31 protein-coding genes and 1 tRNA gene are annotated in these 22,433 nt (G+C 50.0%); 4 read left to right on the top strand and 28 right to left on the bottom strand.

The window, feature by feature from the left end:
- Positions 1–2 precede the first annotated feature (2 nt).
- The 22 genes from OCY70_RS04285 to OCY70_RS04180 all read right to left on the bottom strand — a co-directional run bounded on the left by OCY70_RS04285 (position 3) and on the right by OCY70_RS04180 (position 15,824).
- Positions 3–1,850 (bottom strand): phage terminase large subunit family protein, encoded by a 1,848-nt coding sequence (locus OCY70_RS04285; RefSeq protein WP_249725666.1) that lies wholly within the window; start codon positions 1,848–1,850, stop codon positions 3–5.
- Positions 1,828–2,352: a hypothetical protein gene (locus OCY70_RS04280; RefSeq protein ID WP_261944608.1), complete on the bottom strand. Its 525-nt coding sequence runs from the start codon at positions 2,350–2,352 to the stop codon at positions 1,828–1,830. Before OCY70_RS04280 ends, OCY70_RS04285 begins: the two co-directional genes overlap by 23 nt.
- A gap of 253 nt (positions 2,353–2,605) precedes the next feature.
- On the bottom strand, positions 2,606–2,827 hold the full coding sequence (locus OCY70_RS04275) for a hypothetical protein (protein WP_261948746.1): 222 nt from the start codon (positions 2,825–2,827) through the stop codon (positions 2,606–2,608).
- Between the two features lie 134 nt (positions 2,828–2,961).
- Positions 2,962–3,035 (bottom strand) — tRNA-Pro (locus OCY70_RS04270).
- A gap of 197 nt (positions 3,036–3,232) precedes the next feature.
- A complete protein-coding gene (locus OCY70_RS04265; RefSeq protein WP_261944607.1) occupies positions 3,233–3,850 on the bottom strand; it encodes a helix-turn-helix domain-containing protein in 618 nt (205 codons plus the stop codon).
- A gap of 18 nt (positions 3,851–3,868) precedes the next feature.
- On the bottom strand, positions 3,869–4,159 hold the full coding sequence (locus OCY70_RS04260) for a hypothetical protein (protein WP_261944606.1): 291 nt from the start codon (positions 4,157–4,159) through the stop codon (positions 3,869–3,871).
- The gene (locus OCY70_RS04255) at positions 4,152–4,568 is read right to left on the bottom strand and encodes a hypothetical protein (RefSeq protein ID WP_261944605.1); all 417 of its coding nucleotides are present in this window, start codon (positions 4,566–4,568) and stop codon (positions 4,152–4,154) included. The genes OCY70_RS04260 and OCY70_RS04255 overlap by 8 nt, the downstream gene beginning before the upstream one ends.
- Positions 4,549–5,427, bottom strand: a complete 879-nt coding sequence (locus tag OCY70_RS04250) for a DUF3310 domain-containing protein (protein ID WP_249725701.1) — start codon at positions 5,425–5,427, stop codon at positions 4,549–4,551. The genes OCY70_RS04255 and OCY70_RS04250 overlap by 20 nt, the downstream gene beginning before the upstream one ends.
- Positions 5,428–5,600: 173 nt before the next feature.
- Complete coding sequence (locus OCY70_RS04245; RefSeq protein WP_261944604.1) at positions 5,601–6,641, bottom strand: sigma-70 family RNA polymerase sigma factor; 1,041 nt, start codon at positions 6,639–6,641, stop codon at positions 5,601–5,603.
- 13 nt (positions 6,642–6,654) lie between these two features.
- Positions 6,655–7,062 carry a RusA family crossover junction endodeoxyribonuclease gene (locus OCY70_RS04240; RefSeq protein ID WP_261944603.1) on the bottom strand — a complete coding sequence of 136 codons (408 nt, stop codon included), beginning with the start codon at positions 7,060–7,062 and terminating at the stop codon, positions 6,655–6,657.
- Positions 7,063–7,068: 6 nt separating this feature from the next.
- On the bottom strand, positions 7,069–7,569 hold the full coding sequence (locus OCY70_RS04235) for a putative metallopeptidase (RefSeq protein ID WP_261948745.1): 501 nt from the start codon (positions 7,567–7,569) through the stop codon (positions 7,069–7,071).
- Between the two features lie 285 nt (positions 7,570–7,854).
- Entirely contained in the window at positions 7,855–9,273 is a 1,419-nt protein-coding gene (gene dnaB / locus OCY70_RS04230; protein ID WP_261944602.1) for a replicative DNA helicase, read from the bottom strand.
- The gene (locus OCY70_RS04225; protein WP_261944601.1) at positions 9,273–10,166 is read right to left on the bottom strand and encodes a DUF4373 domain-containing protein; all 894 of its coding nucleotides are present in this window, start codon (positions 10,164–10,166) and stop codon (positions 9,273–9,275) included. The genes dnaB and OCY70_RS04225 overlap by 1 nt, the downstream gene beginning before the upstream one ends.
- Before the next feature lie 18 nt (positions 10,167–10,184).
- Entirely contained in the window at positions 10,185–12,092 is a 1,908-nt protein-coding gene (locus OCY70_RS04220) for an ATP-dependent helicase (RefSeq protein WP_261944600.1), read from the bottom strand.
- A 16-nt stretch (positions 12,093–12,108) separates the two neighbouring features.
- Positions 12,109–12,672: a DUF669 domain-containing protein gene (locus OCY70_RS04215; RefSeq protein ID WP_213431357.1), complete on the bottom strand. Its 564-nt coding sequence runs from the start codon at positions 12,670–12,672 to the stop codon at positions 12,109–12,111.
- The gene (locus OCY70_RS04210) at positions 12,662–13,387 is read right to left on the bottom strand and encodes an ATP-binding protein (protein WP_213431356.1); all 726 of its coding nucleotides are present in this window, start codon (positions 13,385–13,387) and stop codon (positions 12,662–12,664) included. Before OCY70_RS04210 ends, OCY70_RS04215 begins: the two co-directional genes overlap by 11 nt.
- Positions 13,371–14,282 (bottom strand): PD-(D/E)XK nuclease family protein, encoded by a 912-nt coding sequence (locus OCY70_RS04205; RefSeq protein ID WP_261944599.1) that lies wholly within the window; start codon positions 14,280–14,282, stop codon positions 13,371–13,373. Before OCY70_RS04205 ends, OCY70_RS04210 begins: the two co-directional genes overlap by 17 nt.
- A gap of 2 nt (positions 14,283–14,284) precedes the next feature.
- Positions 14,285–14,575: an AbrB/MazE/SpoVT family DNA-binding domain-containing protein gene (locus OCY70_RS04200; protein WP_261944598.1), complete on the bottom strand. Its 291-nt coding sequence runs from the start codon at positions 14,573–14,575 to the stop codon at positions 14,285–14,287.
- 86 nt (positions 14,576–14,661) lie between these two features.
- Entirely contained in the window at positions 14,662–14,787 is a 126-nt protein-coding gene (locus OCY70_RS04195; protein WP_261944597.1) for a hypothetical protein, read from the bottom strand.
- Positions 14,784–15,503 (bottom strand): hypothetical protein, encoded by a 720-nt coding sequence (locus OCY70_RS04190; RefSeq protein WP_261944596.1) that lies wholly within the window; start codon positions 15,501–15,503, stop codon positions 14,784–14,786. Before OCY70_RS04190 ends, OCY70_RS04195 begins: the two co-directional genes overlap by 4 nt.
- A gap of 14 nt (positions 15,504–15,517) precedes the next feature.
- Positions 15,518–15,646, bottom strand: a complete 129-nt coding sequence (locus tag OCY70_RS04185) for a hypothetical protein (RefSeq protein WP_261944595.1) — start codon at positions 15,644–15,646, stop codon at positions 15,518–15,520.
- A complete protein-coding gene (locus OCY70_RS04180) occupies positions 15,633–15,824 on the bottom strand; it encodes a hypothetical protein (RefSeq protein WP_213431587.1) in 192 nt (63 codons plus the stop codon). Before OCY70_RS04180 ends, OCY70_RS04185 begins: the two co-directional genes overlap by 14 nt.
- A 104-nt stretch (positions 15,825–15,928) precedes the next feature.
- Here OCY70_RS04180 and OCY70_RS04175 point away from each other — a divergent pair, with 104 nt between their 5' ends.
- Positions 15,929–16,105 (top strand): hypothetical protein, encoded by a 177-nt coding sequence (locus OCY70_RS04175; RefSeq protein WP_213431425.1) that lies wholly within the window; start codon positions 15,929–15,931, stop codon positions 16,103–16,105.
- A 119-nt stretch (positions 16,106–16,224) separates the two neighbouring features.
- Here OCY70_RS04175 and OCY70_RS04170 read toward each other — a convergent pair whose 3' ends face one another.
- Entirely contained in the window at positions 16,225–16,512 is a 288-nt protein-coding gene (locus OCY70_RS04170) for a hypothetical protein (protein WP_213431585.1), read from the bottom strand.
- Between the two features lie 357 nt (positions 16,513–16,869).
- Here OCY70_RS04170 and OCY70_RS04165 point away from each other — a divergent pair, with 357 nt between their 5' ends.
- The gene (locus tag OCY70_RS04165) at positions 16,870–17,109 is read left to right on the top strand and encodes a DUF1883 domain-containing protein (RefSeq protein WP_213431555.1); all 240 of its coding nucleotides are present in this window, start codon (positions 16,870–16,872) and stop codon (positions 17,107–17,109) included.
- On the opposite strand, the gene OCY70_RS04160 is transcribed toward OCY70_RS04165, so the two are convergent.
- The 5 genes from OCY70_RS04160 to OCY70_RS04140 form a co-directional block, all read right to left on the bottom strand.
- Positions 17,106–17,312 (bottom strand): hypothetical protein, encoded by a 207-nt coding sequence (locus OCY70_RS04160; protein ID WP_213431553.1) that lies wholly within the window; start codon positions 17,310–17,312, stop codon positions 17,106–17,108. The two genes, OCY70_RS04165 and OCY70_RS04160, sit on opposite strands and share 4 nt — an antisense overlap.
- A 2-nt stretch (positions 17,313–17,314) precedes the next feature.
- A complete protein-coding gene (locus tag OCY70_RS04155) occupies positions 17,315–17,692 on the bottom strand; it encodes a hypothetical protein (RefSeq protein ID WP_261944594.1) in 378 nt (125 codons plus the stop codon).
- 49 nt (positions 17,693–17,741) lie between these two features.
- Positions 17,742–17,930, bottom strand: coding sequence for a hypothetical protein (locus OCY70_RS04150; RefSeq protein ID WP_213431534.1), 189 nt, complete (start codon positions 17,928–17,930; stop codon positions 17,742–17,744).
- A gap of 82 nt (positions 17,931–18,012) precedes the next feature.
- The gene (locus OCY70_RS04145; protein ID WP_213431535.1) at positions 18,013–18,267 is read right to left on the bottom strand and encodes a helix-turn-helix domain-containing protein; all 255 of its coding nucleotides are present in this window, start codon (positions 18,265–18,267) and stop codon (positions 18,013–18,015) included.
- 310 nt (positions 18,268–18,577) lie between these two features.
- On the bottom strand, positions 18,578–19,822 hold the full coding sequence (locus OCY70_RS04140; protein ID WP_261944499.1) for an IS110 family transposase: 1,245 nt from the start codon (positions 19,820–19,822) through the stop codon (positions 18,578–18,580).
- 407 nt (positions 19,823–20,229) lie between these two features.
- Between OCY70_RS04140 and OCY70_RS04135 the strand changes: the two genes are divergently transcribed.
- Positions 20,230–20,853, top strand: coding sequence for a LexA family protein (locus tag OCY70_RS04135; protein WP_261944593.1), 624 nt, complete (start codon positions 20,230–20,232; stop codon positions 20,851–20,853).
- 13 nt (positions 20,854–20,866) lie between these two features.
- Positions 20,867–22,432 (top strand): recombinase family protein, encoded by a 1,566-nt coding sequence (locus OCY70_RS04130; protein ID WP_249725237.1) that lies wholly within the window; start codon positions 20,867–20,869, stop codon positions 22,430–22,432.
- Position 22,433 lies beyond the last annotated feature (1 nt).

The following is a 22,433-nucleotide window of genomic DNA, read 5'->3' as shown; positions in this document are numbered from 1 at the left end:
CGTCACCCTCCTCGTATCCAACTGCTTTTATGGACCGGCGGCCGGGCAGTCTGCACTGCCAATTCAGGCGGGGAAGGCGGGGAAGGCATCCGCTTTAGGTACCGAACTCCCAGGTAATCGGCCGCGAACGCCGCGTAAACCTCACAGTCCAGATAGTGGTTATCAGCGCTTGTCGTCTTTTTCTCCCAAACTTCGATCGTCTTGTTCCCGGCCTTCTTCTTGACCTTGTGTTCCGCCGTCACTTGGGCGGTGTAAGCCTCGTCGCACCCCTCATATACAAGCCAGGCCCCCGGCTGTTCCGTTGGCCGGTTGATGCGGTTGGAAATAAAGTCCTTGTAGTAGCCCGTGTCCAACATAAAAAGCCGGATCCCGAACAGATTACGTTCGATCCGATCAAGTGTGGTCAAGCTGAATTTTCCTTTAACAGCGCCAGACGCCCCTTTGACCGCCACGGCCCACTCGCTGTTGAGCGCGCAGAAGCTATAAGTGTCATCCGCGTTGTAACCTGAGTCGATACCGCACAGGGCGACAAAAAACTCTACTCCGTCCGGTGTGTAGTACGGGAGATTCATCACCTCCTCGATCTCGTCCCAGGTCTCGCAGAAACCGTGCCGGACATTCCAAGACGTCATGCGCTCGCCCCAGGCGCGGATAGTGTAGTAAAACCGGTCTTTCTGCACATCCACGCCGCCAGTCAGCAGCAGCGCGCCCGGCGGTACAATGCCATCGTCATAACCGCTGGAGCGCTTGGTCAGCTCGGAGCTGTTCATCCGTACTGTCGTTTGTTCCCAAGGCTCCGCAAGCCAACTGTTAATAAAGTTCTGCAGCAGTTCCGGCTCGCTCTTACTGGTCAGGAACTCATAGGCAATATCCCCGAAGCGCAGCCACGGGCTGTAAATGGCGTTGAGCCGGAACGATGTCTTGCCGGCCAGCGTAAACTTGCCGTTTTCGTCCCGCCATTCGCCCGCCCGTAGCATAGCCGGCTTGTGTCGATCCTGGATAATGCCCTGGCACTCCTCACACTCGTAATAGGCGGTCAGCCGGACCTCATCTGGTGTCTTTGAATTGTCGTAGACAATCCCGCCGCCAGTTTCCCGCCGTTTGAAAACGAACGTCTGGTAATGGCCGCAATGAGGGCAAGGGACGTAATATTCCAGCTTGACCGCGCATCCTTCATGAGCGCTCCAAATGGGTCCGGATCGGACCGTCGGCGTCGATGTCTGGATGATTTTCCGGTTGAAGTTAAACGTCCGCGTCCGTTCCCGCGCCAACGCGCGCGGATCCGCTTCTTTGCCGGCGTTTTTCGGGAATTTGTCCACTTCATCCATGAGCAAATACCGAATCGGTCGGGAGGCGAGCGAAGCCGGGCTGTTCGCGCCGGCTAAGACTGCATACATGCCGTCCAACTGTAGCTCAAGGATCTTACTGTCGTCCGCCCGGTACTTTTCGGCGGTCGCCGGGCTAAGCTGGATCATTGGGACCAGCCGGTTTTTTGACGTGTATTCGGCCAACTCCAGAGTAGGATAGACGATCAGTACCGGATCCGGATCCTGCGCAACGATGTAGCCGAGCATATTGTTTAACGTCTCCGTTCCGCCTACCTGCGTTGGCTTGACAAAAACGATCTCCTCGACGCGGTAATCGTTCAGCGCGTCCATGATACCGCGCAAGTACGGCGTGCGGTCTGTACTCCACTGGCCGGGCTCGGCGGATGTCTTGCTATCCAATACACGATGCCGATCTGCCCACTCGGACACGGTAAGCTTTTCGGGCGGTCGAAGGACAGCGGCGGCTTCGATTATCCACCGCGCAACGTCTTCTACTACTTCATTTACTTGCTTTTTTCGCATCGTATACCCCCCTGACGGACATCTGGAGCAATACCCCATGTACGACATCCGCTATATTTTGTTCGATCTGCCGGGCTTGCTCCGGTGTTACGTATGGCGCAACCTCCGTCGCTATTTTCCGGCTGACTCCGGTCAAACTTCGACGCAACGTAACAAAAAAGCGTTGCATATCACCTACGGCATCAGTCCGCCGGATGTACTCGCCTCGTTCAACCTCATTTTTCAATGTAGCCGCCTCGGACTGTTCCTTTTTGAGCAGTGCCTCGTACCTGAGCTTCATTTGTGCAAGCGACTCTTCACCGTCACCTGCTGAAGCTCCTTTTTTTTCGGCCATGAACTGAATCACCGATAGGAGTTGATACCATCCAATTTGTTCTCGCTCCAATCCTTGCTTTACGTAGTTTTGAAGCGTATTCCGGTGAATCCCCAAAACCGTTTTAATGCCAGCCGACGAAATACATACTTTTCCATCTATAACTTTAAATAGCTTGGAAACATCCAACGCAATACACCTCCTAACATGCACATGCACAAGGATTTAAAAATTTCATACTCGGCCGGATTTCGGGGTCGCGAGTACCCGCATACCCCCCACCCCCTCCGGAAGGACCCGTTTACCAATTTCTACCAAATTCACCCTCCCAAGAAGGATGCCCGAATCCTGCGTTCCATGTCTCGCCGACGCTTCAGCTCCGCGTTGTGAGATGTCCGATACGCGCCAGGAACCATAAACATCTCGTCATGCTTCGGTAGAATCACCTTACTTTCGCCTCCCTTTCTTCACGCCAGCGCTGAACCTCTTCTTTAAGATCCGCAACCATCTTATCCACTTGGCGCTTGAGCTTCTTCATACGGTTTACATCACCACGGGCTGTAGCCTTCTGGATCTGCTTTATCTTTTTGCGAATATTAGTATCGGAAACCGTAATGCTGTAATGCTCCGAACAGCTAGGGCAAGTGAAATACATCTCTTCCACGTCTTCGTAAAGGACGCGGCTTTAAATGTCTATATCAAATTCATACTTGCATTTGTTGCACTTGCAATTCACTGCTTTCCCACTCTCCTTTGAAAAATAAAAAGCCGCTGAATAATCAGCGACTTGTCTGCTAATACGAATGGCAGGACTCGAACCTGCGGCCTCTTGCTCCCAAGGCAAGCGTGCTACCAAACTGCACCACACCCGTGCATTGTACCGGCGCTGCCACTGAGCTACACCGGCATATTGCCGGAAAGAGATGCGGCCGCCTAATGTGACTGAAAGTAGGGCCGCGACCACATCTCTAATTCTTCCGACGATATCATTTTAGCATGTCAAGTTTGGTCTATGTGGGACATTGATGCGACACAAATGCGACATAAATGCGACACGAATGCGACATGTTTAGGAAATGCCGCTTAACTTGCTGTATTTATCAATGGCCCGTTGTCTCCATCGGTCAAATGTACGCCTTACGATCCCTAATTCCTCGGCAACCTCTATTGCCGGCAGCCCCTTAATATATCTCAGTCGGAGAAGTTCGGCATAGTGAGGTTGCTGCCCCTTCATCGCATCCAGCACCGTATCGATCCTCCGCTTTTCCGCCACCAAGTCCTGATACTCGCTCAGTTGCGCCAGAATCGCCTCATAACCCTCCGGCGTTCCGGTCCGCGCCTCGATGACTTTTTGAATCTTCTTCTGCAACTCTTTCAAGAGCCTCCGATCCTCCACGTCGCTTGAGAAGCACTCAGAGACCGCCTGACGCTGTTTTCTGGTTCCGGCAGGGTAATCTGTCAGATAGGCATGTGCAATTGATTCTAGGCGCTGTTCTCGCGCTGTGAGGTACATGTACGAAGGTAACCCTCTCAGCTTGCGGTGCAGCTCCTGCAGGTGGTCATCTTCGTTGAGCCGGGACACGGTGATCCCGTTCCCCACGCTGTACGTCTCCAGGACGCGGAGGCGGCCCACAATGTCCCGGTACCCGGTCAGTTGCTCAATGACTTGCTGTTCTACATGTTTCATGGCACACCTCCAGCATGATTATTCCTGTACGCGATCCATTGCCCTCCGAAGCTCGGCAAGCGCTGCCGCTGCTCGTGCTTGACCAACTTGCAAATAATCATGGGCGACGAAAACCATAAATGTCACATCCGCCAATTGGGAATGAATCCGTTCAATCGCCGCCAGCATATCCCCTAGCAAGTTATCCACGACTCCGCTGTCCTGTAGGGCAGGACGCTCTAGTTGTTCCAGCTTACTCCGCTCCAATTTTGTCAGCGGACGCCGTAGGACCTCTTCCAGTCGCTCGAATCGCTCGCCGAGGTCATTCATCCTCTTCGCCCTCCTCGTCCATTTCAGCGTCGTACTCTTCTTCACTGATTGGAATAACCCATTCGGGACTTATGCCTATCTCCTTCGCCAATGAGACACCCATTTTCTTATGTGCTGCATTATAGTCTTCAGGAGGATTCTTGCAATCGCTAAGCTTTATTTGTGAAAAGCATTCAGCGGGATTCCCGTATTCATCATGTGCCATTTTAGCCTCTTCGCTGATTCTGTAACAGAACCGCAAGTCGCTCATTGTTTGTTCTTGCTCCGCCTGTTCCGCCAGAAACTTTTCGACCGCTTGCTTAAAACTCATGGCCTCGTAATCAAGCTGTTCTTTTGCCCATTTCATAAACTCTTCCATTTCGTCCCCACGCACACAGACAATCCCGTTTTCAATTTTCATCGTCTTCATCCTCCCGTTCTCCCAACACAAACTCGATATATTTCTGGGTTTTCCGCAAGTCTTCGTCGCCGCCCTTCCAGCGCTCCCGGCAAACGTATTTGAGTACGTTACCCTTGCAATAACCGCGGAATTCCTCCGCCGTTAGCTTGGCCCGGATAATCTCGATCGTCTCGATACCGCCGACGGTGTAATGGGATGGCCGCACCACTGGGTCATGCTCCGGATTTTGAGCCATAGGGGCCGCGTTCTTCTTCAGCCGCTGATTCAGCTCTTCCAGCTCGGCGATGCGCTGCCGATTGTCCGCGTCTACCTGCACCCAGCGTGCGAGCTCGCTTTCATAGTCCATGATTCGATTACTTTGCTCAAGAATGCACTCAGCCTGGCTGTCACACAGTTGCTTCCAGGACTGCAGGTCATTGTTCGCCTCTAGGAACACATCCAGCGGATCTGCTTGAGGCTCTCCACCGACGATGGGGGTAGGTGTTCGGCCTTCCGCCTTCTCAAGCAGTAGCCTGGCCTTCTCCGGAGTAATCCCCTTCAAGTCCCACTTGCGCAGCCAGTAGGCTGACAAAGTGCCTTTGCTCAGGCCCAGCGTTCGCTCAATCTCATCATGCGTCTTCCCCTGGGCCCGTAGCTTTAAATATTCTTCCTTGCTCACTTTCGCTTCTTTTGTTTCCTGAACTGCTTTATTCTTTCGCTCTTCGTTGGCTTTAGCGATTCGTGCCCCCACCGACATTTTATCCTTTCCGTCCGGAGCTGGCATGGCCCGATACCGTTCCAGCTCCTCCGGCGGAAGCGTGTACGGAACAACTGGCCCGTGTCCGGCTGACTTAACCTCATTTTCCCGGTTTGGAATTGGTGTTCCCATACTGCATACCTCCATTTTCTCGAATATACGTTCGGTTTGATGGCGTGATGCGTCCCCGCCGCTCCTTCTGTCGCCGCCTCGGTGGCGGATCCGGCAGCAATATATAAACGGTGCCTATCACTCGTCCAGCCTCATCCGTGATGATGTCCCAAGGGATGTCGTCAAAGATAGGGTCACGCATGGCGTTCCAACTCGATGTAGTAAGCGTCTGTGCCTCGATGAAGAACGTAACGCTTCCGAGCTATTTTTTTCTGTTCCAGCCAGTTGACAAGCCGTTCATTGACGATCGCAAGGCCGCCGCTATCATTCCCCTTTCGGAGTTTGAGCCCGTTGTCTCCAACCTGGATAATTAGCCGTTTCTTCGATCCATCGAACCCAACGCGTACACATTGACCAATTTTGCACCCCAGCATGTGAGCTGCTCGGCGATTGAAATAAATCCCTGTTTTGTTCAGCCCGATCGTCGGATTGCTCATTGCCTTTTCATCCACAAACCATTCAATGGCAGCAGACGTTTCTCTCATAGCCGTTTCCTCCTTGGATAATGTTCCAGCTTGAAACTGCGCGAATTTTTCCCGTATTCGTTTTAATATCCGTGAAACTACAACTTGGTATTTGTTTATTTTCTCTGCAATCTGTTGCTGTGAGTGACCTTCCATCCGCAATTCAATTACGGTTCTTTCACTGGCGGTCAGTTGTGACAAAAATTCATTCACGTCGATTCTCGAAAAGTCTTCCATGGTCGGCAACATATCCAACAGGGTCAGTTCATTTTCAGTTGTCGGTACCATTTGATTCAGTGACACCACAGACCAACCATTGACAAGCTTCAACGCTTCGGATATTTCTTCCGGATGCCATTCGCTCTTTCTAGTGATATCCTCGATTGAATCATTGGCCCATCCTTGCTTACGAATGCTGGATAGACACTCTTGAATTTTCCTTGGAACCCGAACAGAGTAACGCTTATCACGTAAAAATCTCTGAATCTCCCACCTAATCATAGGGATTGCATAGGTTGAAAACGCGTTTACCCTACCGTCAAAGTTCCGAAAGGCCATGATGAGCCCCAAGGTTCCGACGGACACGAGATCCTCATAGTCCAGTCCGTTCCCAAGCACTCCGCGGAATTTATTCGCAACACTGTGGACCAGGCCCATGTTATTTTGAATCACGTCTGCTTCATAACCAAGATGAGGGTTATAGACTTCCAAGGGATCACCTCCCCTATCGTTCTCTCACCGAATACACTAATTCGTACCGGCTCGCCGGGTATAGCTCTATCTCAACCCTCGGCTTCGCCTTATCGAAGTAATATCCATCCAGGACCATAGGGCGAAGCAGCTTATCGTTTTGGATGATTCCGGATTTCTCAATCCCGTCACAGATGGACTTCGGGAGGTTGTTTATGTCCGGAAGCGCCCGCCGATCCTGGAGGAAGAAACGAAGCACCGTGATCGTCAGCTCCTGGATCTGCGGGCCACGGTAAGCAGCAACGCATGCCCAAGCTATGGCCTGCTCGTAGGCATCATACTTTTCAAAGGCTCCCGGGGCATACCGTTTGCCCGTCTTCGGGTTGTGTGTCCGGAAATTTGACTTTGAAAGCGGGCGGCCCGGAACGACAATCCGGATCATGGTCATTCACCCACTGCATGAAGCGTTGGCTTTTCGAAGTCTATTTCCAGCTGCTCGCCTTCCTTTCGCCGCCTGGACTAATTTACGCGTATCCGGCATCCAAAGCCCATACTTGCGGACAACGGAAGAGAACTCTTCCAGGTCGTGGCCAGCAATCTTGAACATTGGCCGCTTGTTGTCGTCCATCTTCGGCGAGCCATTGGCATCTGTCATTTCTTCAAAGTGGCATAGCTCGTGATATACGAGCGCTTCACGCTGTTTATTGTCCAAGTGCTCCCATACCTCTCCGTTGACGATAACGGCCAGCTCCGCGTCGATTTCGTAGCGTTCAAATGGCGTTAATACTTTGGCCTGGCCCAGCGTAATCTTGCCCTTCGAATTCCATGTGCCGAAGCGAAAGCGGCCAATGATTTTGGCACCCTGCAGGTGTTTGAACTCTTTGTTTTTCTCAATCAGCTTTTTCACCAGCTGTTCCACGTCTGGCGAATCTTGAAATGATGCTGCCATTTCAATCACGCTCCTATGAGTAAAAAATAAATTCGAGATACACGCTTTGAAGCTTTTATCCAAAAGTCGCAGCCCGGCTGCTGCAGCTTGAACTGCCGGACAACCTCGCCAGGCTGCAACTCGATTTCTTGATAATGCGGGGCAGCTTCCCCGAATAAATGCTGTTTACTTCCGATGCCAATCCTGACCGGATACAGACCCCGATTTTGAAAATTCGCTTCTGTCGCCAGGAAGGGAATCCGGACGCGGGAAACGATATCAGTCGGGTACCATGTTCCGCGCAGTTCATTCCTGCTCCCAGCGTCGCCGCTTGGATTGCTGCTTGCGGTACTGCTGCGGCCGCTGCTGCTGTTGACCACGCGATCCCCCTTCCTCCGGTTGTGCCAGGTTGCCGAACTTGGCATATTGACGAACGAAGGCCAGCTCAACGGTTCCTACCGGGCCGTTACGGTTTTTAGCGATAATCAATTCTGCTGTGCCCGGCTTATCGCGGGGATTGTAATAGTCCGGCCTGTGAATAAACCAGACCTGATCGGCGTCCTGTTCCAAGGATCCGCTGTCCCGCAAGTCAGAGAGCATAGGCCGATGGTCGCCGCGCTTTTCCGTTGAGCGGTTCAACTGGGAGAGGACGACGAAGGGGCAGCCTAATTCCTTTGTCAGCTGCTTGAGTCGGCGGCTTATTGCCGAAACAATATCGTTTTGACTGTTCTGGCCGCGCTCCGGCTTGTCGGCGATAAGCTGCAGGTAGTCGATAACGATCATCGCCAGCCCGTATTCCCGTTTCAGCCGGCGGGCGAAGGATCGGATTTCATTCGTCGTCGTAACCGCATCGTCGATGTACAACTGCAGCTCAGCGATATGCGTAACCGCCTGCGCGCCGCGCTCCCATTCTTCCTCGGACAGCTCGCGCCGACGGATCCGGACCTGGTCAATATGGCTCTGCGCCGATATGGAGCGGTCCACCAGCGATGCCGTCGCCATCTCCAGGCTGCAGTATCCAACAGCTCCACGGCCCAGCCGAGCGACATTCTCCGCTACTTGCAGGCTGAAGGCCGTCTTTCCCATCGACGGCCGCGCCGCCAACAAGATATATTCCGGCATGACTCCGCCGAGCATGCGATCCAAGTCCACGAATCCCGTTTCAACGCCCAGGACGTTCGGATCGTCCTTGGTCTTGTACAGGTAGTCCCAACGCTCCTGCGCCGAATCCGCGATGGACTCCAACGACTTCTTTTCCGTGACAAGCCCCTGGGAGAGTGTCATGACCTTCCGTTCGGCCTGATCAAGCACTTCCGCAAGCGGAACCCCTTGTTCCGTTGCCTTGCGAATCAAATAATTCCCCAGGGATATCATGCGCCGGCGGGCCGACTCGTCGCGGACTCGCTGGATATGTTGCGGCAGCGTGCGGACGCTCGCAACGGAGCGGGAAAGGTCGGTCAGGTATGCGATCGGCCTTTCTCCTGAAAATGCCTTGTCCTCACCGACTCGAGTCGCCAGCGTAACAAAGTCGGCGGGCTGCCCGGATTCTACAAGCTCTATGAGATTTTCAAAGATCACTTTGTGAGCCGGCACATAAAAATCCTCCGGCTGAAGTTGATCCGCCGTGTCGTAAACCAGCTCGGTCTTGCCTTCGGCAATCTCAGAAATCAGGATCCCGATCACACTTTGCTCGGCATCCATGTCATGCGGAATTCGTTCGGTCATCATTGCCCCTCCTCATCAGGCTGCCACTTTTGCCAATACGGTGGGGTATAGTCCGCCTCTTGCTCCTCTCGCTTCTGATCGCGTTCTTTCTGCCATTGCGCTGCTTTGCTTACCCAGGTCCTAAATTGCGAGCGCGCGTTGCTCTTTGCCTCCAGCGGCTTTTCGAGCTTGTATATTCTCCACTTGCGCGCTTCCGCAAGCAACTCAACGGTCGGGTATCCTTCCTCCAAGGCCTGGATAAACTCGACATCTTTCTGCAAGTCTGCTGGGTAGCCTTTTACTTTGTGCAGTTCGGCGATAATGTCGCGATAGTAGTCCGAAACAAGTTGCTCCTCTTCAAAGAGAGAGTGGGAGGAGGGAGGAGAAGAGGGCGGCGATGCCTCATGCTCCTCTTTCTTTTCCTCTCCTTTCTTTTTCTTTACTTTCCTTTCTTCTTCTTTCCTTTCCTTTATGGCATTGCTGCCTTCGGATACTTGCATTGCATCTGCATTGCGTTCGCATTGCGATTGCATCGGGCCTTGATTTGACGCGGTTTTTGCCCATCTTGCTTGAGCTGCTTTCTTGGCTTTTTCCGATTTTTCTTCCTTCGCGCCCATCCGCCGAATTAGAGACTCACTCCAAAAAAATTGACCGTCCGAATGCAGTAAATGAAACTCATTTATGCATTCATCTACAAAGTTTTTCGCCGTAGTGCTATCGCATTGCATTTGCATTGCTAACGCATTCCATACGTACTTTGTAAGCTCAATCCGGTAATCAGCCTGTTCTCGTAACATCTCGATAATGATCCAATACCAACCATATCCTTCCGAGCTGTAGACGCTTCGCATGGCTAGGATTTTAGGATCCTGGCGAGCATTGGAATCATGCGAAAAATAATAGGCTTCTTTCAATCAATCCAACCTCCCCGCCTATATCGCTTTACGTTGGTGCATTTCCTCTAGGAAGATTGACGGGTCCATACTGCGCCCCTGGTAGCTCTCCATGTGGCTAAGGTAAAGTAGATCCTTCGCCCGAGTCATGCCGACGTAGCATAGCCGGCGTTCCTCCGCGCAAGAAGACGGGATAACAAGGCCATCCGCATATTCAATCGATTTTTTATGCGGCAGCAGGCCATTATTAAGGCCCACCAGAAAGACCGCCGGGAACTCCAGTCCCTTTGACCTGTGAATCGTCATGAGCTGCACACGGTCCGGATCGTCGTCCGTCGTTGCTGAGCGGCTGCACATCATTTCAACAAAGTTCAAAAACTCGTCCAGCTCACGATACCGAGAAGCGGCGGATTGAAGCTCATTCAGGTTCTCAATCCGTGCACTCTCACCGTCATCGTCACCGTCCTCACGCCGGATCCAGTCGTCGTATTCCGTGGCTTCCCGAATCAGTTGGATAAGCTCCGCTGGCGACGAGCCATAACGGCCCGCATACTGGATGACGTCCACAAACTCGCTGATACCCTTCCGCTGGTACGGCCGGAGCCCTGGGGCCGTCTGTAGTGCCTCCCAGAAGCTCAACCCGTGCTGAATGGAGTAGGTCTCGACATCGTTTATGAGTGCGCGACCCAGGAAGCGGCTAGGGACGTTCAGGACGCGCTTGATTGCCTCATCAGACGCTGCAGGATTGTTTATAACCTGCAGGTAGGAGATCATGTCTCTAACCTCTTTGCGGCTGTAGAAACCCGCGCTCCCGATGATGGTATACGGGATATTCGCGCGAACAAGCTTATCCTCATAGGCGCGGCTCTGCGCATTGGTCCGGTACAGGACCGCAATTTCCCCCGGCTTCTTACCGGCAGCCATCAGCGCTTGCATCTCGCGGATGACTAGATCAGCCTCGTGCTCCTCATCTGACGCATTGAACATCGTAGGGAGCTGGCCGGCTCCTCGATGTGCCAGGACCGTCTTCGGGTATTGGTCGGTGTTGTGCTGGATAACTGCATTGCTAATGCTGATAATCTGCTCATTACAGCGATAATTTGTGTCCAGGACGACGATCTTCGCATCCGGATACCACTTTTCAAAGTGGACGATATATTCCGGCCGCGCGCCACGGAAGCCGTATATCGATTGCCAGTCATCGCCGACGACGAACAGATTATTTTCTGGCGCGGCCAGCATTCGGATAATCTCCCATTGCGCTCGGTTCGTGTCTTGAAACTCGTCAACCAGGATATATTTGTAACGCTGCTGGTACTTGGTCAGAATCGCCGGATTCTCGGCCAGAAGGTAGTAGCAGCGGGTTAGCATATCATCGAAGTCAATGCGTCCTTCTCGTTCCTTTCGGGCTTCGTAGAGCTCATAGAGCCGAGCCAGGCGAGCCGCATCCTCGACTTCGTAATTGATGGACTTCCGGAACATCTCGGGAGTCACAAGCTCATTTTTCCGGCCGCCGATGAAGCTCAGGGCGGCGCTGACATCGTATCCCCAATTCATACCGTCTGGATTCTTCGGGCCGGCGGGGGCCAGGATGTCCTTGATAAATCGTTTCTGCCAGTAATCGTTGAGGAGCTCGTATGATTCCCCTGTGTGTCGCCACTCTTCGCGAAGAATGCGGTAACACATGGAATGGATAGTCCCCAGGTTAAGCAGATCAGCTTCAGGCCCTACCAGCGGTTCCAGGCGCTCTGCCATCTCGCCAGCTGCCTTTTTCGTGAATGTACAGGCTAGAATGCTTTCCGACGGTATGCCCTGCTCAATCAGGTAGCCTATGCGGTGGGTTAGGACTCGGGTTTTTCCCGAGCCTGCCCCCGCAATCACACAGCACGGACCATCAACATGAGTCGTTGCCTCAATCTGTGCCGGGTTCATGCCTTCCAGGTTCACAGTTCAGCCCCCCCTTTTAAAACGGGATGTCATCTTCGGATATATTGATAGGTCTGCCATCGTCAGCAAATGGATCTCCCTGTCTGGACACGTTCGGCGGCGTCGGCCGTCCGCTGCGGGCTCCCTGGCTGCGCGTGCCATGATTCGGCTGGTGCTGCGCTCCACTCTCTACGTCGCCCAGACGCTTCTGAATGTAGCAGTTTTGGTATTCTCCCTTAGTTTTGAGTTGGACTTCTACCTTTATGTCAAGCATCCGCTCGAATTGTTTCGGCAGGTCGGAAAGTTTGGCAATCGGGAAGCCTAGTCGGTAGCAGTCCTGTTTGATGTATTGGAGCCGCTCCGCATCGTTGAGCACGCTAGTGTAAAAAATCAACTTGCCAGCATTTTGTGAACCAGTCAGCACCTTGAACGTGATTTTCCACAATACCTTACTGCCATCCTTGCTCTTCTCGATCAGCGTCGAATCTAAAGAAACTTGATAATTGCCGTCTGGCAGGCGGACATTCCCGGATGGATCGACTTCGATTTCCTGCCATTGTTGGTCAAATGTTGCGAGTAGAGATTCCCAGTTAGTTGTCATGTTGAACGGCCTCCTCGAATTGTGTTTTGAATTGAATGAAATCTAGTGGCATAACTTCCGGAACCGCAAACCGGCAACCAGCTTCCCAATACTTGCCCGCCCGGGTCCGGACCACTCGCTGTTCTCCCTCATCCGTCTCCTCTACGTTGGCAAAAAGAATAATATCTAGGAACGGATAGATTACTTCCCACCCCTGCTTGGGCATGGTCGGCATCCATTTGTCATATTTTTCAGTCCGGGTCTTAATCTCTTTAACTTCTGCATGGCTTATCAAAAACAAGCCATATGGGAGAGAGGCAAGTTTAGTAATGACGCGCATAAACTCATCCTTGACGATCGACCAACCTTTCCCCCATTCCATATCTGATTCGTGCATAATGCCGAGCTTCGCCCGCATATGCTGCGAGCAGTATTTAAACAAGTTGTCAGCTGTGTCGATGACGATATTTTTGAAGGGATGTTCCCCCTTGGTTATTTCCGCGCAGAACTGGAGAAAAGTGAGCCAGTCCCCGATCGGCTTTTGATACACTTCAAGGCCATGCAATCCGTCTTCCGTTGCTGCAAAAATCGGCATATCAAGTTGAGCGGCAAAAGAAGACTTTCCGATTTTCGGCGGCCCATAGAGGAGGATGTTTTGATCCTCAAGGCGTACCTTTTTCGGCGTTGGTGCTGTCGGCAAGAATGACGATGCTGCCGATTTAACTTGCTGTGCCATCTTGTTCATCCCCTTCATCCAGTAATTCCTCGTTTTGTACGGCAGTCCGGAACATATGCTCTGCTCCCTCTACGCCCCGACACAAGTCGATATAAGGGCAGCGGCCGTATTCTGTGCAGCGGCTCGTATTTTTATAGTGGATGCCGCTCCGCTTGGCGAAGAGGTATTCCTGCGTGAATCCCCATAGCTCCTCGCGAAACTCCTGCAGATCCTTCTGCGACCGATAGAGCTGTTGTTCGAAAAAATAGAAGTCCGGGCGCTCCTGGTAATCGCGTATCACGCGCTGCCGGAACTCTTCGAATGTCTCCTTTTTCGTCTGCCGGATAGACGGCTTTTTCGCAATGCGGTAGAAAACACCGCTTATGACTATCTCCGGATACTTGAGCTGCAGGCCGTGAATATACGTCGTAATTTGACTATCCAGATCCAGCCGCTCAATGTACGCCTGGCCTATTTGGGATGCTGTTTTGTACTCCATCAGCCACCATGTGCCATCCTCCAGGCGCAGTAGTTCATCGGTCTTCCCGCCGAGGCGGAATGACTTTGACGCGGAACCGGTTGCGGGGTTGAAAATCGGAACCTCGAATTTTTGTTCCGGATAATTCTCGATGCCCAGGCGAGGCCAGCGCTGGAGGGCACCCGTAATCATGCCTTCTACAATGGCAACCGCGAGCTCCAGTTCCTCCGCTTCTTCCTGGTTGGCCGGAACGGAACTGTTCCTCATGTACATGACCGCCTTTTCAACCGATCGCGTCTCCATTCCAATATGAAAGGCACCGCCGATGTTGAGCGATTGCTTTTTCCGGATGGGGACAAGCCCGCGAATGTTGCGCCAGTAGTCCATTTTCGGGCAGTTCTTCCGAGTTTGCAGCCGGGTATGTGTCAAAACTTCCATGCTCATTCCCTCTCTCTAGCGTCCGGCTGCTCAAGCAGTTGCTGCTGGCGATCGGCAATGAGTTTGATACACCCGACGCATATGCTTCTGTCGCGCGTGTACCTTTTTAGGCTCTTTTCCGTCGAGCCGCAAAGGCTGCAGCCAGAAAAGTACCGTTTAAGCACAATCCGATCACCATCCGTATAGATTTCCATTGGCTCCTGTTCACCGATGCCCATTGTTCGGCGCAGCTCCATCGGAATGACGACACGGCCAAGGCTATCAAGATTACGTACAATACCAGTTGCTTTCATTGATTTCTCCTTCCGCCAGTGCTAAACTGGCTTTGAATATGGATTGATTAGCTCCGCGCGGCTCCTACCCCGCAAGGAGCTGTTTTTCATTTCAGGCGACATATTGCCTGGCAGTATTGCCGGAAATACATCATCTGGGTGCGACCGCATTCGGTTGTCTTCAGCAGCTCGTGCAAGTTGTCGCATATATTGATGCGCTGTTCCTTCGTCATCGCTTCACCTCCTCGCCGAAGTGTAGCTTCAGAAACTCAATCAGGGCGGCATAGGAACGGCCATATTCGTTGTTTCCATGTGTTCGCTCCACGGCCCTTAAGAAATTTTTTATTGTCCCAGAGAAACAGCCGCGAGTAACCATAATTCCGTCATGACCTCGATATGCTGTCAAAATCCCATCTTCGGAGCCAATTGGGCCGACTGTAACCAAGTCCCGACTAGATTCTATGTATCCGCAAGAGATGTAACACGGCACCCTGATTTCAGCTTCTTTTACCATACTGTTCCAGATGTAAGCGAAGTCCCCGATCTCCGATCTGCAAACATGTGATCCCACTATACGAGCATGTTGGTATGCCCGACTTTGATCCTCTATACGGGCGTGATATGCCACTTTTGCACTGCCGAAGACATCGGAATTATCAATGATGGCGTCATCGGTAACCTGGCCGTTATCGTATACACTCGAATTGTTCATGACCTTCGCATCGTGCCAGACTCGACCACGCCCGAATACCGCCGAATCATCGTAAACCCAGCATTTCCCTTCATGGCTGAGATTGTCCTCGGATTCAACCCATCCGCCCAGGTCCCCAGCCTTTACGTCCCCAAAGTCCCGCACGGCCCGAATACGGTGAAGCGTGGCACCCGCGGCGATACGGTTTGCGGCGATACGGTTTGACGTCTCGCCTGTGAACTCGTATTTATTTTCCACGTTTGTTTCCTCCCTCATATTTGATAGCCCAGTTGCTCGGCTTGCATGGCCGCCCAGGTCTGGAACGGGCATTTGCTTGGGTCGATGTATTCCAGCTTGTAGCGCTCGGCCAGATGGTCCAGGAGCTCGTCAGGAATCGGCATCAGGCTCGCCTCCCCCAACATCAATCTCCTTGCCAGCAATCACGATAACTACCTTGGCCTGCTTTAGCATGTGCTCCACCGAGCAACACAGGTCAGATCCTACTTTCCAAGCTACCTGGCCGATATAGATTTCCCGCCCGCATACCGGGCAGTGGTCGATGACTTCTTTAGTGCTCATCTGGCTTCATTTCCCCTTTCCAGATTTCCTTATTTTGGCTGTAATCTCTCAACCTTCCCTATTACAATAGAGTTGTCCAGACACCATTGAAGGGAGGTGAAACTATGTCTAAAACAAACAAAGAACTAGCTGTTGAACTTTATTCCGAGTTCATGAGATCGTCTTCGACGATATTTTCGAACCCGAATTTCAAAGGCACTATCAAAATGCCAGATCTTCAGGAAATGGCTGATAACGTTGAGAAATTAACAAAGCTTCTTTCAGCTATTGAAGACAAATAGTGTAAGTACTACCTAGCAACACTGGTCGCTCATCTTGGGCGGCCTTTTCCTTCTCACCAATAACAACAATTGCACCCGGTTCCAAATGTATCCCTTCGCTTCCCTGTTGCTTCATTAGTTCATTCCCCTTTCTTAATTGGTTCGATTGAAGAAGGAGTTTCGCTCTCCGCATACTCTGTAATCAGCCTACCAATTTCAATTAGTTCATCCCACGTCCGCCCATCTTCTACCATGTAATAGAGCTGGCGGGCAGCTAAAAAGTTATTCATCTTGTGCAGCTCTTCTTCAGGAGCTGCTTTTTCTAGTCCGGATGTATCTTCCCATCCTCCATAAATATTTGCGGCAAAGTTCGCAAAATCCATACCAATTGTCGCAAGCTCTTCCGGCGTCCTGCCCTTTTCCGCCAAGCTGAATATGCTTGTGAGCAATTTGCCTGAGAGTTGGAGGTTCGCTCCTACTTCGCCTCTCTACTGAAGCATGCAGCCCGGCGTATATGGACCATCCGTATATATCTGTCTTATCTAAAATCCGCTTGAATGGGGCATGCTCGAACTTACCGGCATTCAGGACCTCGATGCGATCATCTTTGCTTAATTCCGTTATGCTGCCGTCGTCATGTTGCAGTGATACTTTTCCATCCTCTACGACAAGGCGGCCGGTCAGCAATTCAACTTGGTTCATGTCATTCTCCTTTCAATAATTTCCCTTTCTGCTAGAATGGAAAGTGTCCAGCTTGTCATTCTATGAAGAAAGGAGGTGATTATATGGCACGAATCCCATATGCTGATACCAATGGGCCATTAACTGTTGAAGTTGAATTACAACACGCCGCAGATGTATTTCTTGTAGATCGCACTAACTACCAAAAATACACATCCGGTCAAAGCTTCAAATACTATGGCGGGCACTATACTCGAACACCGGTAACCATTTCAGTAAATGATGCTGGAAGATGGTATCTTATTGTTCGCGGAAGCGGACAGTACAAATACCGATTCTACTAATTTGTTAGAGTCTGGTTCTTTTGGGCAACGCCCTTCGGGCTAGACTCTTTCTCTAAAGTCGCATTATCCAACATGTGCTTCTTCACGCATTCATTGAGTTCTTCCATCATGGAAATCGTTAATTGATGTTCTTCCGCAAGTTTCAAAACAGCACTCACAACTTGCTTTTTTACACCTTCAGTAAAAATTTTTTTAGTTTCCATCTTCATATCTCCTTCCATTGCGATCGGTTCAGGCGCCCCTGCGTTTTTCTCAAATCAACGGGTTCAGCGTTTTCTAGCAAGCTCGCATCAATCTTGTGTTTACCCTCGACAGTGATAAACTCTTCAGCCTCTGAAGTCTTATTATTGATTTTGCTACCAACTGACAAGTAAAACTGACGAGCACTCATGGAAATAAAACTTAGGATTTCTTGGTAATCTCCCGGTGCTAAGTCGGCGAATTCGATAGATAGATTAATCTTCGCTTTTGTTCCACCGGGAAAGCATTGTGTGTACTCTTCAGCCTCTGTTCCAGCAGGGGCTTCTTTCTTCAATTCCTCCCGCACGATCTCCCTAATACGTTGTTCATCTAATTGGTTCATGTCATTCTCCTTTCAGGGGCTTGTCCTATAAGGCGACTCTGCTGAGTCGCTAAATAGTACCTCCTTCAGCAAATATTCTCCTGGCGATCGCCCACCCGACGGCATGGTATTCTGCCAGGACGTGTTCTTTCTCTTGTTCATTTTGGGCGAAGCAGTCATCACGTATATTGACGATCGCCCCACCCACTCTGTTAGTCTGCACTATGTTGCCTTCATGTTGGATTTTGTGGACATCCATATGCCGCCCCCTCCTTAAAAGCAATGTATGCGCTGGAACACTTGGGACTGGCATTGTTTTTTCACCTCAATTCACAAATGAACTAAGAGACAAGTCTTTTTCTGAAAAGTTCACTAAAAGCGACCTCGCTGCCAAAAAAAATATAGTCTTGACTAACTCCGTATGCTTTCTCAATTTTCTTTATCGCAGAATAAGGCAAGTGTTGAGAATCCTTTTCCCATGAACGAAGAGTCTTTGTTGTGACGCCGATCATCGTAGCAGCTTCTTTCTGGTTAAAACCTAACTTTATCCGTAAGGAACGGAGTGTTTCTTTGAATTGCACTGGTATGTCGTTCATTCTCCCACCTCCTTCCTTGACCATTATTCTAAGTCTCTTTTAGTGTACTGTCAATGATTTTGTGTTTCTTTTGGGAAACTTTTTTCCGTTAGGTATTGTTAAAGTTCTCTTTTAGGTATACTATATATGAAGTGATTCTAAGTCCAGCGGTATGATGTCAAGTCCCTGATTGATGAGAATTGGAAAATTTCCTTGGCGTGCAGCAGGATCAATCCCAAAAAAGGCATCACCAAACTAGACCCAGTCGAAAATTAAGTAAAATACCATAATTTAACTGGGAATTAGAGAAGAAAATTCATGAGCCAAGGCATTATTGCTCTGTCGGCTTCACCTTCCTTCTGGGCGTATAGAGTTGGTCGTTGCGTAGCAGCACATCGACCAGACGCACAAGTTTTCTTGCCGTTAAGACGAGGGCACGTTTGTGTTGATGCTTAGGGACTTCATTGAATTTCTTCCGGTAGTACTCCCCGAATTCCGGGTCGCGGTTTTTTACCGAGTTGGCAGCTTCAACAAGGTAGTAGCGAAGGAATCGGTTGCCGGAACGAATGCGCTTTGTATCTTCCGCCTCGAAGGAGCCGGATTGGTGCTTGCGCCACGTCAGACCCGCATACTTGGCCAAGGCGGCTTGATCCGTGAAGCGGTCGATGTCGCCGATCTCGGCCAGGATGCCTGCGGCATAGACCCGATCAATGCCCGGAATGGAACGGAGGCACTGGCTGCTGGAAATGCCGTCTAAAATGCGCTCAATCGCCTTGTCGAGCTCTTTAAGCTGACTCTGGATGCTCCGGATCGACTGAATTGAGGTGCCCAGCACCAAATCAATGGAATCCTCGACAACCTTCGAGAGACGGTACGAGGCCCGAGCCGCCTTTTGAATACAGCGGGCGACGTGTTCGGGATCGGGGAAACGATTTCTCCCCTTGTCCTTGAGATAGTCAGCCAAACGGGCGACATCCATATTCGCCATCTCATCCAGACTATACTTTTCCGAGAGCATTTCCATGATGGCATGGCCGAACACGGAACTGTCCACCTCCGCGCGAAAAGCATTGCACTTGTAGAACAGATTTTGCAAAAAGTATTGCTTCTCGCGGGTAAGGTTGTGTACGAGATGGAATCGCATGCGAGTGAGCCGCTGCAAGGCGATGTACTGTTCCTGCATCACGATAGTCGTCGTGAGTCTGCCAAAACGCAGGCGGTCTGCAATGATCCAGGCATCGATGCGATCGGTTTTGTCCAGGTCGGCATAAGCGTCTTTGAATTTGTTAATCAGCTTCGGATTAATGGTGAACACCTTGGCATTCAATTGTTGAAGGGCCTCATCCTCATGCAAGTACATGGCTGGATGCCAGCTGTAGACGGATGTGGCTTCAAGCCCGATATGAACCTCAGAGCAGGCTGTCTTGACCGCAGCAGAAATGATGCGATCCCGCAAGTAAGAGGCGCCGTGCAGATTGTTGGTGGTCTTGAAGGTCTCCAGGGTGTCGCCATCCGATTTCATCAAACAGGCTTCCAGTTCTTCGGAACTGACGTCAATACCGACAAAAAGCTTCAAGAGAATTCCTCCTTTCTATAAGGGATTCAGGGAACGGACTCTCCGGACTGTCTCCGGCGCACTCGCCGATCAATCACCCTCGCATATGAGAACACGCTTCGGTTCACGAGCTGCCCCGACGCTGCTACAGTCGGGCATGAGTTGCCGAAGGGAACAGCCAGCGGGTAAGAAGTGCAAGCGAGTACCGGAGAAACAGACTTAAAAAGTAGATTGGACTACAGGAGGGAGACGAATTTCCCCGAATGGAACCCTAAGTTCCATTGTCCAGAGACATTCCGGAAAGTCCAGTCCCCATATTAATTTTCAATGTGCAAGCTGGAAATTTTGAAGGCATTCTATGTTCCTATAAAGGACTGGAAAAAGACTCAAAACTGCCTTTAGGAAATACTATACGAGGAGGTTCTACCGTGGAAAACGATGTTAAAAATATTTTTGCTAAGAATATTTTAAGGTTAAGAAACAGCAGGGGCTTGACTCAACTCCAACTTGGTGAAGAGTTAGGGTTAGGGAAAACGACTATATCACAATGGGAATCAGCAAAGAAATTACCTAATGCAGGAAGCATAGAAAAAATTGCGATGTATTTTAATGTACCTAAAAGCACGTTATTCGAAGAGAATAGTACGGAAAAGATTGTTTCTTATGGCCGTCAAATAAATCTTCCCGTTGTAGAAAAAATGTCTTGGGAGAACGGTGTATTTACTCTCGAAAAAATAAATGGGTATGAACCTACGCCCGAGGAATGGCTACAGGGGGAGGAATGCTTTTATTTCCGCGTTCAAAATAAAGCGATGAGTAACGCCCGGATACATGAAGGCGATTTAGTCCTAATACAAATTATAAAAGAAGGAATCAACGAAGGCGACATTGTCGCAATCCTTATTGATGACGAAATTATTTTAACTCGTCTCTATAAAGATGGGGAAACAGTTATTATACAATCGGAAAACCCTACATTCCCCCCAAGGGTAAAAAAATACAGCGATATCAAAATTGTTGGGAAAGTAAAAAAACTTATTGTAAACTTCTAGGAGGATATGCTATATGTTTATATTTCCTGACGGTGAATATTGGATGTATCTTCGAAAATCAAGAGCAGATATCGAAGCAGAAGCACGAGGCGAAGGAGAAACACTTGCTAAACATCGAAAAGCCCTATTGCGTTTCGCCAAAGAAAATAATTTAACAATTACTCGTATTTATCCCGAAGTAGAATCAGGGGAAAGTATATTGCACAGACCGGAAATGGTTAAAATTTTAAAATACATGGAAGAAAATCCACCTGCTGGCGTTCTCGTAATGGATATCGATCGTCTCGGTCGTGGCGATAAAATAGATCAGGGAATAATAGAGCGTACTTTCAAGGAAACTTCGACCCTAATCGTAACTCCGTCCGGGACGTTTGATATGAACGATGAGAATGGTGAATTCAACGTTGAGATGCGCACCTTCTTAGCTCGAATTGAACTTAAACAAACGACCAAACGACTTCAAGGAGGGAGAATTCGATCCGTCCAGCAAGACCGAAACTATTTAGGTACCCGACCACCATATGGATACTTGATTCATAAGGATAAGCTGGGTCGAACATTAATACCGCACCCCGAGCAAGCTGATGTTGTCCGACAAATCTTTTATTGGTATACGCACAAAGACCCTGAACAACGACTTGGTTCCAATAAAATTGCTAACGAATTAAATAATCGCGGCATTCCAACATATACAGGCACCAAGCCTTGGGATAGTTCGTCAGTATTAACAATACTTAAAAATGAGGTCTACACAGGAAGAATACAATGGGGCAAAAAAAAGCATGAAAAATCTAAAGTAGCAGGAAAACGTCGTAAAACAAGTTCTCGTCCGAGGGAAGAATGGATCAACGTTGAGGGGAGACACACGCCACTAATTAGTAAAGAGACATATTTACTTGCTCAAGAAATACTAAAAAGCAAATATCATGTCCCATATCAGTTGGTGAATGGAATAACAAATCCACTTGCTGGATTGATTAGATGTGCAAAATGCGGTTCATCGATGGTCTACCGACCATATACCAGTCAGCCAGCTCACTTAAAGTGTTATAAAAAAGGTTGTGTTAATAAGAGCAGTCGTTTTGAATATGTCGAGCGTGCGCTTGTCGTCTCTTTGACTAGTTGGCTGGATGAGTATGAGGCGGAGTGGCAGCAATACAGTACAGATACCAACATTGAAGATGACGCCATACGTTTTACTCAAAGCACCTTAAACAATCAATTGAACGAACTGCGCGAACTCGAGTCACAAAAAAATAGGTTGTTTGATCTGCTTGAGCGGGGGACGTACGATGACGATACTTTTTTAATGAGGTCAAGGGAGGTTTCAAAAAGGATTGAAGAAATAAAGGTTTGTATCGAAGAATCACAATTAGAATTAGAACGTATAACAAAAAAAAACGAAGCTCACAAGAACTTCATTCCTAAGATAAAGCGTGTGATACAGTTATACCCCAAGGCAAATGCCGCAGAAAAAAACGCATTGCTAAAGTCTGTGATTGCGTACGCAACATATAACAAGGAACGGACCCAAAGAAATGACGAGTTCACTCTCGATATATCCCCGCGACTGGGTTAGC

Origin of the sequence: Paenibacillus melissococcoides (assembly GCA_944800085.1) — a bacterium.
In the GTDB taxonomy this organism is placed as follows: Bacteria; Bacillota; Bacilli; order Paenibacillales; family Paenibacillaceae; genus Paenibacillus_B; species Paenibacillus_B melissococcoides.
The sequence above is the reverse complement of the archived record's forward strand: the minus strand, read 5'-3'. Positions and strand labels throughout refer to the sequence as shown.